Consider the following 16,213-nt stretch of genomic DNA (forward strand, 5'->3'; position numbering starts at 1 on the left):
TCACTCGCGAACCGGGGCGACGATGGGGGAGCCGTCGGGAGCTTGAAGCACCGAGACGCGGGCGGCGTACCGCTCGGCCAGCTCCGAGGTGGTGAGGACCTCGTTCGGCGTTCCCTCCGCGGCCACACGACCGTGGTCGAGCAGGACGAGCCGTTCCGTGTACTGCGCCGCCAGCGTGAGGTCGTGCAGCGTGGTGACCACCGTGGTGCCCAGCTCCGCCCGGAGCTCTTCGACGAGATCCAGCAGGGCCTGCGCGTGGCCGATGTCGAGCCCGGTGGTCGGTTCGTCCAGCAGCAGCACGCCGGCTCGCTGCGCCAGTGCCCGTGCCAGTACCGTCCGTTGCCGCTCACCGCCGGACAGGGTGGTCAGCGCTCGCCCCGCGAGTGCTGTCAGGTCGAGGCGTTCCAGCAGTTCGGAGACGAGTTCGAGATCACCGGCGCCTTCGCGTCCCAGCGGACCGAGGTGAGGTGTGCGCCCCAGCAGCACGTAGTCGGTCACGGTCAGGCCGACCGGCAGTTGGGGGATCTGCGGGGCGTAACCGACGAGTCGAGCTCGTTCCCGTCTGCCCAGCTCGCCGAGCGCGCGGCCGTCGACGAGTACCCCGCCCTGGTGGTGCACCAGTCCCACGATCGCCTTGAGCAGCGTGGACTTGCCGGATCCGTTCGGCCCGATGATGCCCAGCCAGCCGCCGGACTCCACCCGCGTGGACATTTCGGAGACAACCGTGTGTCGCCGGTACCCCGCGGAGAGTTCGTCGAGTTCCAGCGTGCTCAAGTGTTCGTCCGTCTCATATACGTCTCCGGCTCAAGTACGTCTCTGGGTGTGCAGCAGGATCGCGAAGAACGGTGCCCCGGTGAACGCGGTGATCACGCCGATGGGCAGTTCGGCCGGTGCCATCACGGTGCGGGCGAGCATGTCGGCTCCGACCAGGAACACCGCCCCGAGCAGCAGGGACAGCGGAACGATGATCCGGAAACTGCCCCCCGCCGCCAGCCGGACCAGATGTGGCACGACGAGCCCGACGAAGGCGATCAGCCCGGCGGCCGACACGGCGGCGGCCGTGGCCAGCGAGGCCGCCACCAGCACCAGCAGCCGTACCCGCCCGGGGCGTATGCCCAACGCGGCGGCTTCCTCGTCGCCGGCCCCCAGCAGGTCCAGCAGCCGCGCGCACAGGCAGAGCACGATCGTGGCCACGGTGAGGTAGGGCAGTACCAGCAGGACCTCCTGCCAGCCCGTGGTGCTCAACCGGCCGAGGATCCACATGTAGACCTGGTGCAGTGACTCCAGCCGCAGCTGTTGCATGAAGGTCTGCCCCGCGGTGAGAAACGTCCCGACCGCGACACCGGCCAGCACCAGGGTCGCCGTGTCGGACCCGGCCGAGCGCCCGACCAGCCAGGTCAGGCCCACTCCGGCCAGTGCGCCGAGAAACGCAGCCGCCTGGGTCGCGGAGGTGCCGATGGCCGAGTGCGGTGCCGTGGTCACCATGATCGTGACCGCGAGCCCGGCACCGGAGGCGGCACCGAGCAGGTACGGATCGGCCAGCGGATTGCGGAACACGCCCTGGAACGCCGCTCCGGAGATCGCCAGCGCCGCACCGACCAGCGCGCCCAGCACCACCCGGGGCACCCGCAACTGCCACAGGATCGCCGCCTCCCGTCCCGACAGCGGTGAGACACCACCGGTGAGCTGAGCGACGATCTCGCTGAGCACCCGTTGCCATCCGATCTCGGCCGCGCCGAGCAGGATCGAGCAGACGCTCGTGGCCAGCAGCGCGACGACGCCGATGATCACATGACGGGCACGGAGCGTGCTGCGTCGCAATACCGGGTCCCGATCACGACTCAAGCCGCCTCAGCCGTTCTGCGCACGGGCGACGGCCTTGCTGATGGCCCGTGCGAAGTCCACCACGCGGGGGCCCCAGCGACTGGCGACGTCGTCGTTGAGCTCGAAGACGTTGCCCGCGCGGACGGCGCTGAGCGACCCCCAACCGGGACGGGCCGTCGCCGCATTCGCGGTGACTCCGGCGCTCTTGGTGTCGGCCATGAAGATCAGGTCGGGGTCGGCTTGAAGGATGTGTTCCTCGGACAGCTGCGGGAACTTCCCCCCGGCGGAGTCGGCGATGTTGGTGAGCCCGAACAGGCCGTATACCTCGCCGACGAAGCTGCGGGAGGTGGTCGTGTAGAAAGACGGGCTGATCTCGTGGTAGTAGCTCAGCGGTCGGGACGGTTTCGGCGTGTCGGCGACGATCTCGGCGATGTCGGAGCGCATCCGGCGGGTGGTCCGGCGTGCCTGGTCGCTGTGCCCGGTGGCGTTTCCGAGCGCTTCGATCTGCCGGTAGGCCGCGTCGAGACCGGAGGCCGACGGTGTGGGCAGGACCGATACGTCGACGGCGCGCAGACCCTCGGCCAGTTCGGTGCTGCCTGCGGGCAGGATCACCAGATCCGGTTCGTACCCGGCCACGGTGGCGGTACTGACGCTCAGCGCCGACATCGGTGTCTGCGGAGCGCGCTCGGGATGGTCGGAGTTCTTGCCGACCGCTACGACCTGCTCGCCCGCTCCGATGGCGTAGAGCGTCTCGGTGGCGCTCGGGCTCAGTGACACGATCCGCTTCGGTTGTTCGGCCAGCGTTACCGGCTCCTGGTCACCGATCGTGACACGGGTGGGGAAACCCGAGGCCGCGTCGTTGCCCGGCGCGGGGGGCTCGTCGGGTTGCTGGCGGGTGGCGCAGGCGGTGACGCCGACGAGCAGAGCCATGACAGTGGTCAGCAACGCCGTCAGGCGGCGAAGGCGGGTCGTCCCAGTTCTGACGATCATGATGTCCTCGGTGTCGGCCGGTGCGGTGGGCGCCTGCCGACACGACACGACCGACGCCGCACTCCTGCACCGGGAGTGGCGGTCATCGACGCCTGCGCACAAGGCGACCTGGCTCACCCTTGGGGGATCACAGTTGCGGCACAGCACCGGATTTCACACCGGATTTCGCTTCTGCGGGCGTCAGTGGACACCGTGTCATCACGTCGATGGGATGATCGATGCCTTGAGCTGCAAAGATATCAGCCGGGTGCGCTCGGTCCGGCGGCCGCTGGCGGGAGTCGAGGTTGCGGCGACAGCGCCCGAACCGGGCGTGTCCGGTCGTTTCCACCGCGCGGTCGGTCCCGCAGCCGCGCCGACGCGGTGACACCCGGCGCTGACCGGGCATCACCGCGTTCATGTCGACGTTCACTCCCCGAGCTCGTCCAGTACCGCGGGCAGCTCGCCGGTGTGGACGACACCGAGGCGCTGGGTGGCCCGGGTGAGGGCGACGTACAGGTCGTTGAGACCGTGCTCGGACTCCTCGATGATCCTGCTCGGCTCCACCACGAACACGGAGTCGAACTCCAGCCCCTTGGTCTGGTTGACGCTGAGCACGACGACCGGTGAGTCCAACCCGTCGGGGCGGGTGCCGACGACCGCTTCCGGTACGGCCTTCGCGATCGCTCCACCGACCTCGTCGAGGTCCTGCGAAGGCATCAGCACGGCCATCCGCCCGTCACCGACCGTGCGCAGTTCCTCCGACACGAGCGGGGGGAGTTCCTCGTCGAGCTCGTCGACCTCGTGCTCGGTCGGTTCCACCCCCGCGGTGCGGACCGAGGTCGGCGGTTCGAGGTCGGTGTCCATGGCCGCCAGCACGGGTGAGGCCACGGACATGATCTCACCCGGCGTGCGGTAGTTGATGGTCAGCTGTTCCAGCCGCCACCGGTCGGCGACGTAGGGGTGCAGTACCTCGTTCCAGGACTCGGCACCGGCGGCGGCGCCGGTCTGGGAGATGTCACCGACCAGCGTCATCGAACGGCTCGGGCAACGGCGCATCAGCACCCGCCAAGCCATCGCCGAGAGTTCCTGCGCCTCGTCGACGATGACGTGCCCGAAGGTCCAGGTCCGGTCTCCCGCCGCCCGCTCGGCCGCCGTCAGGTCGTTGCTGCTGCGGTGCCGGTCGGCCAGCAGCTCGGCGTCGAGGACGTCGGAAACCCGCAGGCGCTCCGGATCGATGATCTCCTCGTCCTGCTCCATGATGTGCAGTACGCCCTGGGCGTAGGCCAGCTCCTCGCGCTCCTGCTGTTCCTGCTCCCGCCGGGCCTGCTCGTCGTCCTCGCCGAGCAGTTCGGCCAGCTCGTCCAGCAGCGGAGCGTCCGAGGGCGCCCACTCGGCTCCCGGCTCCCGCAGCAGCGCTGCCCGCTCCTCGGCGTCGAGACGCTTGCGCGTGGCCGTGTACAGGCGTTCGGACGAGGACAGCAGCTCGTCGAGCAGTTTCGGCGCGCTCAGCTCGGGCCACAGCCCGTCCAGCACCTTGTGGACGCCGTCGTCCTCGCGGAGTTCGGTTTCGATGTCGTCGATGTCGCGCTGGTCCAGCAGGTCCCGTCCGAGCCGGTCGGCGACCTGGAGGGCCAGTGCCGAGAACATCTCGCGCAGGAACACTTTTCGCGCCTGGTTGTGCGGCTTGCGCGACCTGCGCGCCTTGGTGCGCGCGTGGGAGCACGTGCGCTTGTCGATCCGCAGGGGCTGCCTGTCGAAGGTCACCTCGACGTAGTCCTTCGGCACCTGCTGACGGTCGCGCACGGCCGCGGTGAGCACGTCGACCATGCTCGACCGCCCCTTGATCTCGGCCGTGAGGTCGGACTCGGCGGAGGTGGCGTCGACACCGGGGTAGAGCTGTCCGACCGTGGACAGCAGTACACCGGTCTCGCCGAGGGAGGGCAGGACCTGACCGATGTAGCGCAGGAACGTGCTGTTGGGGCCGACGACCAGGACACCGCGCTTGGTGAGCTGCTGTCGGTAGGTGTAGAGCAGGTAGGCCGCGCGGTGCAGCGCCACCGCGGTCTTGCCGGTGCCCGGACCGCCCTGCACCACGAGCACCCCGTTCATCCCGGAGCGGATGATGCGGTCCTGCTCGCCCTGGATGGTGGCCACGATGTCGCCCATCTGGCCGGTGCGACGAGCGTCGAGCGCGGCCAGCAGGGTCGCCTCGCCGGCCAGGCCGAGGTGACTGCCCTGCTCGGCGGAGTCGAGGTCGAGGACCTCGTCCTCGAAGTCGGTGACCGTGCGCCGCCGGGTCCGGATGTGCCTCCGGCGCACCACGCCGTCCCGTGAGGCGGCTGTGGCCAGGTAGAACGGGCGGGCCGCCGGGGCGCGCCAGTCCATCAGCAGTGGTTCGTACTCGTTGTCCTCGTCGAACAGGCCGAGGCGGCCGATGTAGAAGCGCTCGTCACTGTCGAGGTCGAGTCTGCCGAAGCACAACCCGTTCTCCACCGCACTGAGCTGCGAGAGCTTCTCGGTGTGCATGGTGGTGGAGATGTCACGTTCGGTGCGTGCCTGTGGCGTGCCACCGGTCTGGCGCAGGGTTTCGGCGAGCCGTTCGGTGGTGTGGCGACGCAGCTCGTCCAGCTTTTCGTACAGCATCGAGACGTACCGCTGCTCGGCGGCAAGGTCGTCGGTGCATTCGGGCTCCCGAATGTCTCGGGCGTGCGACAATGCTCCACCTCGTGTTGCGACACATCATGTGGGGAGGGTCGGCGTACTGCTGTGCTTCCCGCCAGTGACCCGACCCGCCACTATACCGATGATGGTCGCCGTCCGGCCGCCACGTGCGGCTCCCTCGGGTTTTACAGCAGTTGGCTCAGCAGGATCACGAACGCGAACGAGACGACCGAGATGATGGTCTCCATCATCGACCACGTCTTCAGCGTCTGGCCCACGCTCATTCCGAAGTACTCCTTGACCAGCCAGAACCCGGCGTCGTTGATGTGGGAGAAGAACAGCGAGCCGGAGCCGACCGCGAGAGCGACGAGCGCGCCCTGAGCGGGCCCCAGATCCGCGACCAGCGGTGCCACGATGCCCGCCGCCGAGATCGTGGCCACGGTGGCAGAACCGGTCGACACGCGGATGCCCACGGCCACCAGCCAGCCCAGCAGCAGCGGAGAGAGGCTGGCGCCCGCGGCCACGCCGGTGATCACATCGTTGACCCCGGAGTCGACCAGGGCCTCGTTGAAACCGCCCCCGGCGCCGTGGCCAGGTGCTTGGGGATGGGCAGCGTGATGCGCTTGGCGACGAACGAGCCGAACAGCGGCCCGGCCACGATCACGGTCGGGACCGCCACGAGGAGACCGAGGGCCAGCGTGATCCCCAGGTCGACTCCCAGCAGCTCCACCGCGGTCAGCGGCCCCGGGTGCGGGGGAACCAGCCCGTGCAGCACGGAGAGGCCGGCCAGGGCCGGAATGCCGACCCGCAGCAGTGGTTGTTCGGAGCGTTCGACCACCATCACCACGACGGGGACCAGCAGGACGACGCCGACCTCGAAGAACAGCGGCAGACCGAGCAGCGCCGCGATGAGCACCATCGCCCACGGCAGCGCGCGCCGGGTGGTGTGGCGCAGCACCGTGTCCACTATTCGGTCCGCGCCGCCGGTCTCGGTCAGCAGTTTGCCCAGCATCGCGCCGAGGGCCACCAGCAGCCCCACCTCGCCGATCGTGGCGCCGACTCCCTCGGTGAAGGACGTGACCAGCTCACCGAAGGGCATCCCGGCGCCGACGCCCAGCACGGCCGCGCCCAGTGCCAACGACAGGAAGGGATGCAGCTTGGCCCAGCTGATCAGCACCACGATGACCGCGAAGCCGGCGAGCGCTGCGATCAGCAGACGGGAGTCGTGGCCGGTCCAGTCGCCGGATGCCGCGAGCAGCGGATCGGTCGAGGCGTCGTGGAGGGCGGGGTGGGACATGGAAAGAGGCTCCTCGTTGAGCTGGTGCGGGACCAGGCTAGGCCCGAGAAGTGAAAAAGTATGACTTTTTAAGGATGTGTACCGATCAAGTTAACAGTGAGTCATGCCATGAGCGATCTTCGCTCGGTGACCGGATCACGAGCGGTGCGATCCCTACAGTGGGGGCCCAGCAACGGCCGCATCACCGGGTGCGGCCGCATCGGTTCGGAAACGGAGCATCCGCGATGAGTGGTGGACTGCACGGTCGGGTCGTCGACATGCTCGGTCGTGAGATCAGTGCGGGTGTGCACCCACCCGGCAGCGTCCTGCGCATCGAGGAACTGGAGCAACGTTTCGAGATCTCCCGCAGCGTGGCCCGCGAGGTCGTGCGTACGCTGGCTTCGCTGCGCATGGTGCTGGGCCGCAAGCGGGTCGGCGTCGTGGTGCGACCGCGCTCGGAGTGGAACACCTTCGATCCGAACCTGATCCGCTGGCTGCTGGCCGCCGACCGGGTCAACGAGGTCAAGACGTTGGTGGAGTTGCGTACGGCGGTGGAACCGGTCGCGGCGGGTGCGGCCGCGCAGCGCGCCAGTGGTGAGGACGCCGACCGCCTGGTGGAGCTGGCCGGGGAGATGACCGCTCACGCCGAGGCGGGTGACCTGAACACCTTCCTGGACTGCGATGTCGCTTTCCACTCGCTGATGTTGGCGGCTTCGGGCAACGAGATGTTCGCCCAGCTCCACGAGGTGGTCGAGGAGGTGCTGCGCTGGCGCACCGGCATGGGGCTGATGCCCGAGCGCCCGGCAGCGATCGCGGTGCGGTTACACCGCGAGATCGCGGAGTGCGTGCACGGCGGTGATCGTGAGCGCGCCGAGAGCGCCATGCGCGAGCTCGTCGCCGAAGCGTTCGAAGGCACCTTGGAACTGCTCGAACAACAGGCGTGACGGTCGGACCGGTCACGCGGCCGGCCCTCACGCGTTTTCGATCGCCGCACCGTGAGGTCGTGTCACTCCTCGACGGTGGGCGGTGGTGGGACGCTGCCTTCGTACCGCTCGGCGAACTCGAGGACCAGCTGCCCGTAGGAACTGGACTGGTTGTAGCTCATCAGTGCCCGGGTCTGATCACTGCGGCTGGACAGGTCTCCCGAGGGCACCGATCCGCACAGGTAGTGACCGGCCGTCGCCGCGGAATCGTCCATGCTCTGCGGGTCTGCCTCGCCGTCACCGTCACCGTCGGTGGCCCAGGTCTGCCAGGTCGAGGGGATGAACTGCATCGGGCCGACCGCCCTGTCGTGGACGGTGTCACCGTCGAGGCGGCCGTTGTCGGTGTCGGTGACGGTGTCCACACCGCTGCCGTTGAGCGCGATGCCGATGATCGGTTCGGACGTGTTGCCCTGCGACGTGAGCGTGGAGCCACCGAAGTTGCCGTGCCTGGACTCCACGCGGCCGATCCCGGCGAGCACGTTCCAGGGAAGGCCGCAGCCGGGCTCCTTCTGCTGCAGCGCGTGCTCGGCGTGGGCGTAGGACTCCAGCGCGGGGGCCGGAACGCCTGTGCTGCTCGAGGTCTGCTCGGCCCACTCGTGGATCTCGCCGGACGCCTCCGAGCTCAGGGAGCTCTTCTTGGCGGCCAGGGTGACGTCCTGGTCCGAAGGGGCTCCCGCGTTGCCGACGAGCGTGGCCAGCAGCCCCACGGCCACCGTGGCCGTACCGACCTGCAGGAGCCGCATCCGCGGGTGCATCCGGTGCAGATTGCCCGACACGTGCGGTCCGCCGGAGGAGACGCGGGGACGGGGCGTGTCCGGTTCGGCGGCCTTCCGCAGCCAGTTCAGAGCGGGTCGCAGCTTCGGCTCGGCCCGCTCCCAACGACGGGACAGCCACGCCGTCGCCGGGGCCAGGACCGGATCGGCCCACCGGCGAAAACGATGAGCCGCCACGCGCGAGCGGTCCAGGGCGGTGCGGAGTACGGGTTCGGCCCGACGCCGGAGGCGTTGAGAAGTCCTGTGCAGCCATGCCAGGGCGGTCGCGAGCAGTGGGGCGACCCACCGCCGGAAGCGGAGCGCTGTGCGCCGCAGGTGCTCCAGGAGCGCCCTGCCGGTGCGCTCGGTCCGGGCCGGCGGTGCGCTTCGCTCGGGAGCGTGGTGCCCGGATCCCGGAGTCCGCGAGTTGTCGGGACGATCGGTACCGGGCTGTTCCGCCTCCGGACGATCGGAGTCCGTGCGGTTGTCACCGGGCGGGTCGGGGTCGCCCGGCATCGGGGATCGATCGGGAGGTTGGGGTGTCACGGGACCCCAGATTCCCGGCGCACGGGCGTGCGCGCATGGCGGTATGTACTCAACTTGGTACCTAGATATGCCCGAAAGGGTTACCAGAAGAGGTATTTGGCTACTTACCGTGTCTACTCGGTGGGATTTCCGGATTGCTGCGCGGCGATCCACCCCGCGATCTGGGCCCTCGAGGTGAAGTCGAGCTTGGTCAGGATGTGCTGCACGTGGCCCTCGACGGTGCGCTGCGCGATCACGAGGGCTTCGGCGATCTCCTTGTTGGTCCGCCCCTGCGTGACGAGTTCGGCGATCTCGCGCTCGCGCCGGGTCAGCGGCATGGGGTGCACGTTGTCGCGCCCCGGTTGGCGGGAGCTCTTCTTCGTCTCGAGAGCGAAGTCGATCGCCGAGCTCTTCGACATCCGGTACCCCTGCGCGTGGTCGCTCTCGAATTCCTCGTCGCCGAGGGCGGCACGGACCTGACGTACGTGCTCGGTGCGCTCGGCCTCCAGCACGGTGTAGAAGGCGGGGGCCGTTCGCACCGCCTCCCACACGTTGGCCGCGGCCCCGAAGAGCTTCGCGGCGCGCTCGTTGTTGCCCTGGCGCTGCGCCACTCGCGCGAGCGTGTCGATGCTGAACGCCGTGGCCAGCATGTTGTCCATGCGGCGCTGCAACCGCAGCGCGTCCTTGGCGGTGATCTCGGCGCGGTTCGGCGCTTCGTGCGCGAGCTCTATGTGCGCGATCGCCCACAGGGCGTAGGAGCGCCAGAAGACCTCGCCCAGCAGAGTGCTGCGCTCCACGCACTCCTCGAGGAGCGCGATTCCGGCATCGTGGTCACGCCCGAGCCCCCGGGCCAGCCCGAGCCCGAACAGGGCGAAGAGCTCGCCGTCGAGGACCTCGTGGCGGCGGAACCCGGCCAGCGCCGTGTTGATGAGATCATCGGCGATGCTCAGCTGGCCCCTGAACAGGGCCGCCATCCCCCGGGTGTACTCCAGGTGGCAGATCTCGACCTCGTCGCCGTAGTAGTGAGCCAGGTTCGCGGCCTCCTCCAGACGGGGGGTGGCGGCCTCCGTGTCCCCCTGGAGCAGCGCGAACCAGCCGTTGAGGCGCAGCGCTCGGGCGCGCTCGCGCCGGGGTGCGTCGGCTGCCGCCAGCATCCGGTCCAGCCAGTGCCGCGCCTCGCCGTGCAGGCCGCGGATGCCCCAGTACTGGCCCATTCGCGTCGCCATCCGCAACCCCACCGTCGCCGCCGTGGATTCGGCCGCGGCCGAACGCAGCGCGGTGCGGAGATTGCCCTGATCGCGGCGCAGCCGTTGCACCCATTCCACCTGCCCGGGGCCGAGCCATTCGGCCGCGAACCGTCCGACCAGCCACGCGTACCAGTCGCGGTGCCGGTGTTCGATCTCCGTTCGCTGGCCGAACGCCGAGAGCTTCTCCTGACCGTATTCGCGCAGGATGTGCGGGAGTCGGTAGCGGCTCTCGCCGTCGGCGTGCTCGTGCAGCAGGATCGACTTGTCCACCAGGGAGTGCACGACGCTCACCGTGTCGTCACCGGGTTCGGCGACGTACTCGGCGGCCTCCAGGGTGAAGCTGCCGGAAAAGACCGAGACGTGCGCCCACGTCAGCCGATCCGCCTCCGAGCACAGCTCGTAGCTCCAGTCGATCAGCGCTCGCAGCGACCGTTGGCGGGCCGGAGCACCTCGACGCCCCTCGCTGAGCAGGTCGTAGCGCTCGCGGAGCCGTTCCTCGAGCTGCTGCGGGGACAGCGAGCGCAGCCGCACGACGGCCAGCTCGATCGCCAGCGGATTGCCGTCCAGCCGATGGCACAGCCGCATGAGCACGTGGCCGTTGTCGGCATCGGGCTCGAAGTCCGGCAGCACGGCCCGGGCACGGTCGACGAACAGCCGTACCGAGGCGTACTGCTCGTAGGCCTCGGGTGGGGGGAGGTGCTCGGGGTCGGGAGCTTGCAGCGGGGGTACCACCAGGGTGCTCTCGCCCGCGATGCCGAGGGACTGCCTGCTCGTGGTCAGTACGCGCACCGCGGGACAGGACCGGATCAGGGCGTCGACGAACAGGGCGCATTCCTCGATCAGGTGTTCGCAGTTGTCGAGCACCAGCAGCATTTCCCGGTTCCTGAGGTGCTCGATGACGGTGTCCACGCCGCTGTCGGCCGAGGTGTCGCCGAGGTTGAGGTGCTCGATGACGGTGCCGGCCAGCAGGGTCGGATCGTTGAGCTCCTCCAGTTCTACGTGCCAGGCCTTGTCGCGAAAGGTGCGTCGCACGTTGTTCGCCACGCGCAGCGCCAGCCGGCTCTTGCCGACCCCGCCGGGACCGGTCAGCGTGACCACCCGTGATTCGCCCAACAGTCGTTTGGCGAGAGTGATCTCGTGCCGACGGCCGACAAAACTCGTGACATCGACCGGGAGGTTGCCCCCGGCCTCCCTGGCACGGGCCCGTGCGGTGGAGTTCACGCCGCGAGCGTAACTCGCGAACAGGGTCTCTACCTGCGGATTCGCCTTCGCGAAGGCAGCAGGAACACCACGAGCAGGCCCGCGGCCGCCCCCAGCGCGTCCACCGTGGCGTCGAGGACGTCACCGCTGCGGTTCAGGGGGAGGATCGCTTGCAGGGCCTCCGAAGTCGCCGCATAGCAGAGAAGTCCGACCGACAGCCCCCCGAGCGGCAGCCGGCCCACACCACCGGTGACGGCCAGCAGGGCGAACAGCAGCAGGTGCACGACCTTGTCGGTGCCCGGTGGAGCCGTGGGCACTCCGGAGGCGGGAGTGAAAAGAATCACCAGGCTGATCGCGAGCACGATGATGAAGGGCGCACGAGCCCAGTGCGCTCTGTAAGGATCCAGCAACGATGCTCCCGTATCGTCCATCAGGTGGGCGGCTGTGTACTGCGAGAGCATATCGACGGATTAGGCTGAGGGACCGTGAGTCGACGCGCCAAGATCGTTTGTACTATGGGCCCAGCCACCGCGACACCGGAGAAGGTGGCCGAGCTCGTCAGCAGCGGCATGAACGTGGCGAGGATGAACTTCAGCCACGGCAGCCACGCCGATCATCAGCAGGTCTACGACATGGTCCGCACGGCGGCCGGGGAGTCGGGACGTGCGGTCGGCGTTCTCGCGGACCTTCAGGGGCCGAAGATTCGTCTCGGCACGTTCGCCACCGGACCGGTCGAGTGGCGTACTGGTGATGTCGTGCGGATCACGGTCGACGACGTCCAGGGCACCCATGACCGTGTGTCCACCACCTACAAGGGGTTGACCTCCGACGCCAAGGCCGGTGACCGGCTGCTGGTGGACGACGGCAAGGTCGATATGACGATCACCGCCGTGGAGGGCAACGACGTGGTCTGCGAGGTCGTCGAGGGCGGCCCCGTCTCGGACCACAAGGGACTGTCCATGCCGGGGATGGACCTCTCGGTGCCCGCGTTGTCCACCAAGGACGTCGAGGACCTGGAGTACGCCCTCGCCCTGGGTGTGGACTTCATCGCCCTGTCCTTCGTGCGCACCCCCGCCGACATCGACCTCGTGCACCAGGTCATGGACCGGGTCGGCAAGCGGCTTCCGGTCATCGCCAAGCTGGAGAAGCCGGAGGCCGTGGACAACCTCGAAGCCATCGTGCTGGCCTTCGACGGTGTCATGGTCGCCCGTGGGGACCTCGGCGTCGAGCTGCCGCTCGAACACGTCCCGCTGGTGCAGAAGAAGGCCATCCGGATCGCTCGGGAGAACGCCAAGCCGGTGATCGTGGCGACCCAGATGCTCGACTCGATGATCAGCAACTCCCGTCCGACCAGGGCCGAGGCCTCCGACGTGGCCAACGCCGTGCTCGACGGCACGGACGCGGTGATGCTCTCCGGCGAGACCAGCGTCGGGCGGTACCCGATCGACACGGTGCGGACCATGTCCAGCATCGTCGAGGCGGTCGAGGAGGGATCGCCCACACCGGTCGAGCTCAGCCACGTGCCGCGCACCAAGCGCGGGGTGCTCTCCTACGCGGCCCGCGACATCGGTGAGCGGCTCAACGCCAAGGCGCTCGTGGCCTTCACCCAGTCCGGTGACACCGTCCGGCGGCTCGCGCGGCTGCACACCCGGGTGCCGCTGTTGGCCTTCACCCCGGAGGAGTCCGTTCGCAGTCAGCTGGCTCTCACTTGGGGGACGGAGACCTTCCTGGTGACTAAGGTGGACACCACTGACCAGATGGTTCGCCAGGTGGACCAGGCGATGTTGTCGATCGGGCGTTCGCAGAGCGGGGACACGGTCGTCATCGTCGCCGGTTCGCCCCCGGGCACCGTCGGTTCCACGAACCTGATCCGGGTGCATCGATTGGGCGAGGAAGACCACGTGTGAGCACCGGGTGCCGCTTTGGTCGGTGTCGATGACCCCCTTTTTTCCGCACCGGACGGTTTCACGATCAACGACACGAGGAGCATGGAAGTGACCGAAGCGGCTCGAGCCGCCGCCGCCGATCCGGCCGGCGTTCACGAGAGTTCCGTGCCAGTGGATGTCAACGGGCTTCCGCACGGCCAGCCCGTGCTCGATCGTCTCGTGGCCCTGTTGGACCTGGAGCCGATCGAGGAGAACATCTTCCGCGGGGTCAGCCCCGCGGAGTCGCCGGTGCGGGTCTTCGGCGGTCAGGTCGCGGGGCAGGCGCTGGTTGCCGCCGGTCGGACCGTGCCCACCGATCGGCGGGTGCACTCGCTGCACGCGTATTTCATCCGGCCGGGTGACCCGAGCGTGCCGATCGTCTACGAGGTCGACCGCACCCGTGACGGCCGCTCGTTCACCACCCGGCGGGTCGTGGCGGTTCAGCACGGCAAGACGATCTTCTCGTTGTCGGCCTCCTTCCAGATCGACGAGGACGGCATCGATCACGCCGAGGCGATGCCGGAGGTACCCGATCCCGAGACCCTGCCGAGCTACGGGGAGCTGATCGGGGAGTTGCGGAACAAGCTGGGCGGTATCGCCAACCTCCCGCGACCGATCGACGTTCGCTACGTCACCGAGCCGCCGTGGACGCGCCGGGAGAGCGGGCCGAGCGAGGCGCGCAACCAGGTCTGGATGCGTGCCGACGGCACGTTGCCCGATGACGACCTGCTGCACGTGTGCCTGCTGGCCTACGCTTCCGACATGACCCTGCTCGACTCGGTTCTGGCGCGGCACGGGGTCTACTGGGGCCTGGACGAGGTGGCCGGAGCGAGTCTGGACCACGCCATGTGGTTCCACCGCCCGTTCCGGGCCGACGACTGGTTCCTCTACGACTGCTCCTCGCCCAGCGCTTCGGGCTCCAGGGGACTGGCCACCGGGCGTTTCTTCAGCCGTGACGGTGGCCTCGTGGCCACGGTGGTCCAGGAGGGACTGCTCCGCGTGCGGGACTGATTCGCTGATCATCGGGCGAATCTGAGTGTTTTTACGCTGTCGGGTGGTGGACTCGTCTCCCAGCTTGGTCCCATGACCGAGCCGGAAAGAGACGAAGCCCTGCTGGCGGTGGCCGACGAGCTCACCGTCGTGGGGCAGCGGTTGGTCGCGTTGAGTGATGCAGTGCGCGTTCGGGCTGCCGAGCCCTCGGGCCAGCCATCACGGGGAAGCCGCCCGGTTCCGCCTGCGGAGCCACTTTCGCCGGAGGGCCCGACGGAAGCCGAAGAGGAGTGGGGGGCCGAGGATGAGGCGCCTCCGCCCCGTGACCTCGGTGAGCGGTGGGCGGCCGGCCGCGTGCTCGCCTGGGTCGGCGGTGCGGTGACGCTGCTCGGCGTGGTGTTCCTGCTGGTCCTGGCCGTGCAGCGTGGTTGGCTCAGCCCGACGTTCCGCGTGCTCGGCGGAGTGGGGCTGGGCGCGGCGCTGCTCGGTGCGGGGTACTGGGTGTACCGCCGTTCCGGGAACAGGACGGGCGGGTACGCGCTGGCGGCGACGGGATTCGCCGTGCTCTACCTGGACGTCGTGGCCGCCACGACGTTGTACGGGTACCTGCCCGTGGCCGGGGGACTGGGGGCCGGGCTCCTGATCGCCGGTGGCGGGCTGCTGCTCGCCGATCACTGGCGAGCGCAGCCGCTGGCCGTGGGGGCGGTGCTGGGGTGCGCCGTGTGCTCTCCGCTCATCACCCAGCGGCCGGACGCCGTGCTGATCGGTTTCCTGGTGCTCCTGCAGGTCGCCGCCGCACCGGTACAGCTCCGGCACGGTTGGTCCCGGCTGACCGTGGCGGCCGCCCTCCCCGGCGTGCTGGCCGCGTTGATCGCCGACATGTGGGCCCTGGTCCTTCCGGTGGACCGCCTCGCCATCGTGATCGCCGTGAGCGTCGTCGCCCTGGTGGGCGTGGTGGTCGCGACGATGACGGCCCGGGTGCGGCCCCACGACGGAACCACCGCGATCGGGATGCTGGTGGCGTCCCCGGCGCCCGTACTGCTCGCCGCGCCACTGCTGGAACGTGTGGAGGCCGGTTTCCTCGCTTCGGGGGTGGGCGCGGCGCTGCTGGTGCTGTGGGGCGCGGCCCGGTTCACGTCTTCCGCACGGCTTCCCTCGCGGTTCGTGGCGACGGCCGGAGCGGCGGGAGCCGTCGCGGTGGTGCAGGCCACGACGACGTTCCTCGACTCGTCGACCTGGGCTATCGCGCTGCTCTGCGAGGCACTGCTGTTGGTCCTGGCAGCTCGGGGACTGCGCAGTGGCGGAGCGCTGCTCGGGGCGCTGTGCTACGCCGCCGTCGGTTTCTGCGCGGCCCTGGTCCACGACATCCCGCCGCTCGCGCTGCTGGACCTCTCCGGTGCGGAAGGAGTGCCCGGGGTGCTGGTCGGGCTGTTGGTCACGGCGACCGTCGTGGCGATCCCGGCGACGGCGACTCGGCTAGCGGTGTTGCCCGGCTTGCCCCGGGCGCCCGTGCTGTGGGGATTCGCGGGGATTCTCCTGCTTTACGCGACGTCGAGCGCCACGATGGCCGTGGTCCTGCTGGTGCGGGAGGATCGCGCGGGCTTTCTCACGGGGCATGTCCTGATCACGCTGAGCTGGGTCGTGGCGGCGATCGTGCTGCTGCTTCGCGGGGTCCGCGTGTCGTACCTGCGGATGGCGGGCGTGGTGCTGCTGCCGGTGTCGTTGGCCAAGCTGTTCCTGTTCGACCTCGCCACGCTGGACGGGTTCGCCAGGGTGGTGGCGTTCCTGTGCACGGGCCTGGTGCTGCTGGCGGCCGGTGTGCGCTACGCCCGACTGATCGCCGGAGAGGCGAACGACTGAC

12 protein-coding genes and 1 pseudogene are annotated in these 16,213 nt (G+C 69.2%); 4 read left to right on the forward strand and 9 right to left on the reverse strand.

What is annotated here, in order from left to right; all coding sequences use genetic code 11:
- The 6 genes and pseudogenes from FHX42_RS15455 to FHX42_RS15475 form a co-directional block, all read right to left on the reverse strand.
- Positions 1–774 (reverse strand): ABC transporter ATP-binding protein, encoded by a 774-nt coding sequence (locus FHX42_RS15455; RefSeq protein ID WP_182545086.1) that lies wholly within the window; start codon positions 772–774, stop codon positions 1–3.
- Between the two features lie 30 nt (positions 775–804).
- Positions 805–1,845 carry a FecCD family ABC transporter permease gene (locus FHX42_RS15460; RefSeq protein WP_220480386.1) on the reverse strand — a complete coding sequence of 347 codons (1,041 nt, stop codon included), beginning with the start codon at positions 1,843–1,845 and terminating at the stop codon, positions 805–807.
- A 6-nt stretch (positions 1,846–1,851) separates the two neighbouring features.
- Positions 1,852–2,814, reverse strand: coding sequence for an ABC transporter substrate-binding protein (locus tag FHX42_RS15465; protein ID WP_182545313.1), 963 nt, complete (start codon positions 2,812–2,814; stop codon positions 1,852–1,854).
- Positions 2,815–2,941: 127 nt separating this feature from the next.
- Positions 2,942–3,223 carry a hypothetical protein gene (locus FHX42_RS27985; RefSeq protein ID WP_456318584.1) on the reverse strand — a complete coding sequence of 94 codons (282 nt, stop codon included), beginning with the start codon at positions 3,221–3,223 and terminating at the stop codon, positions 2,942–2,944.
- Positions 3,220–5,436, reverse strand: a complete 2,217-nt coding sequence (locus FHX42_RS15470; RefSeq protein WP_182545314.1) for a HelD family protein — start codon at positions 5,434–5,436, stop codon at positions 3,220–3,222. Before FHX42_RS15470 ends, FHX42_RS27985 begins: the two co-directional genes overlap by 4 nt.
- A gap of 203 nt (positions 5,437–5,639) precedes the next feature.
- Positions 5,640–6,751 (reverse strand): annotated as a pseudogene (locus FHX42_RS15475) (GntT/GntP/DsdX family permease).
- A gap of 224 nt (positions 6,752–6,975) precedes the next feature.
- Here FHX42_RS15475 and FHX42_RS15480 point away from each other — a divergent pair.
- Entirely contained in the window at positions 6,976–7,674 is a 699-nt protein-coding gene (locus tag FHX42_RS15480) for a FadR/GntR family transcriptional regulator (RefSeq protein ID WP_182545088.1), read from the forward strand.
- 62 nt (positions 7,675–7,736) lie between these two features.
- Here FHX42_RS15480 and FHX42_RS15485 read toward each other — a convergent pair whose 3' ends face one another.
- The 3 genes from FHX42_RS15485 to FHX42_RS15495 all read right to left on the reverse strand — a co-directional run bounded on the left by FHX42_RS15485 (position 7,737) and on the right by FHX42_RS15495 (position 11,847).
- A complete protein-coding gene (locus tag FHX42_RS15485; protein ID WP_182545089.1) occupies positions 7,737–8,981 on the reverse strand; it encodes a lytic transglycosylase domain-containing protein in 1,245 nt (414 codons plus the stop codon).
- Positions 8,982–9,124: 143 nt separating this feature from the next.
- Positions 9,125–11,458, reverse strand: coding sequence for an ATP-binding protein (locus FHX42_RS15490; RefSeq protein ID WP_182545090.1), 2,334 nt, complete (start codon positions 11,456–11,458; stop codon positions 9,125–9,127).
- Positions 11,459–11,487: 29 nt separating this feature from the next.
- Positions 11,488–11,847: a VanZ family protein gene (locus FHX42_RS15495; protein WP_182545091.1), complete on the reverse strand. Its 360-nt coding sequence runs from the start codon at positions 11,845–11,847 to the stop codon at positions 11,488–11,490.
- Between the two features lie 75 nt (positions 11,848–11,922).
- Here FHX42_RS15495 and pyk point away from each other — a divergent pair, with 75 nt between their 5' ends.
- The 3 genes from pyk to FHX42_RS15510 all read left to right on the forward strand — a co-directional run bounded on the left by pyk (position 11,923) and on the right by FHX42_RS15510 (position 16,212).
- The gene (pyk, locus tag FHX42_RS15500; RefSeq protein ID WP_182545092.1) at positions 11,923–13,344 is read left to right on the forward strand and encodes a pyruvate kinase; all 1,422 of its coding nucleotides are present in this window, start codon (positions 11,923–11,925) and stop codon (positions 13,342–13,344) included.
- A gap of 87 nt (positions 13,345–13,431) precedes the next feature.
- Positions 13,432–14,373, forward strand: a complete 942-nt coding sequence (gene tesB, locus FHX42_RS15505; protein WP_182545093.1) for an acyl-CoA thioesterase II — start codon at positions 13,432–13,434, stop codon at positions 14,371–14,373.
- A 72-nt stretch (positions 14,374–14,445) separates the two neighbouring features.
- Positions 14,446–16,212 (forward strand): DUF2339 domain-containing protein, encoded by a 1,767-nt coding sequence (locus FHX42_RS15510; RefSeq protein WP_182545094.1) that lies wholly within the window; start codon positions 14,446–14,448, stop codon positions 16,210–16,212.
- Position 16,213 lies beyond the last annotated feature (1 nt).

Source organism: Halosaccharopolyspora lacisalsi (genome assembly GCF_014137975.1).
Lineage (GTDB): Bacteria > Actinomycetota > Actinomycetes > Mycobacteriales > Pseudonocardiaceae > Halosaccharopolyspora > Halosaccharopolyspora lacisalsi.

Excerpts from the sequence above, each read along its gene's own strand:
- FHX42_RS15465 (WP_182545313.1), bottom strand. The coding sequence starts at position 2,814 with ATGATCGTCAGAACTGGGACGACCCGCCTTCGCCGCCTGACGGCGTTG.
- FHX42_RS15470 (WP_182545314.1), bottom strand. The coding sequence starts at position 5,436 with ATGCTGTACGAAAAGCTGGACGAGCTGCGTCGCCACACCACCGAACGG.
- FHX42_RS15480 (WP_182545088.1), top strand. The coding sequence starts at position 6,976 with ATGAGTGGTGGACTGCACGGTCGGGTCGTCGACATGCTCGGTCGTGAG.
- FHX42_RS15485 (WP_182545089.1), bottom strand. The coding sequence starts at position 8,981 with ATGCCGGGCGACCCCGACCCGCCCGGTGACAACCGCACGGACTCCGAT.
- FHX42_RS15510 (WP_182545094.1), top strand. The coding sequence starts at position 14,446 with ATGACCGAGCCGGAAAGAGACGAAGCCCTGCTGGCGGTGGCCGACGAG.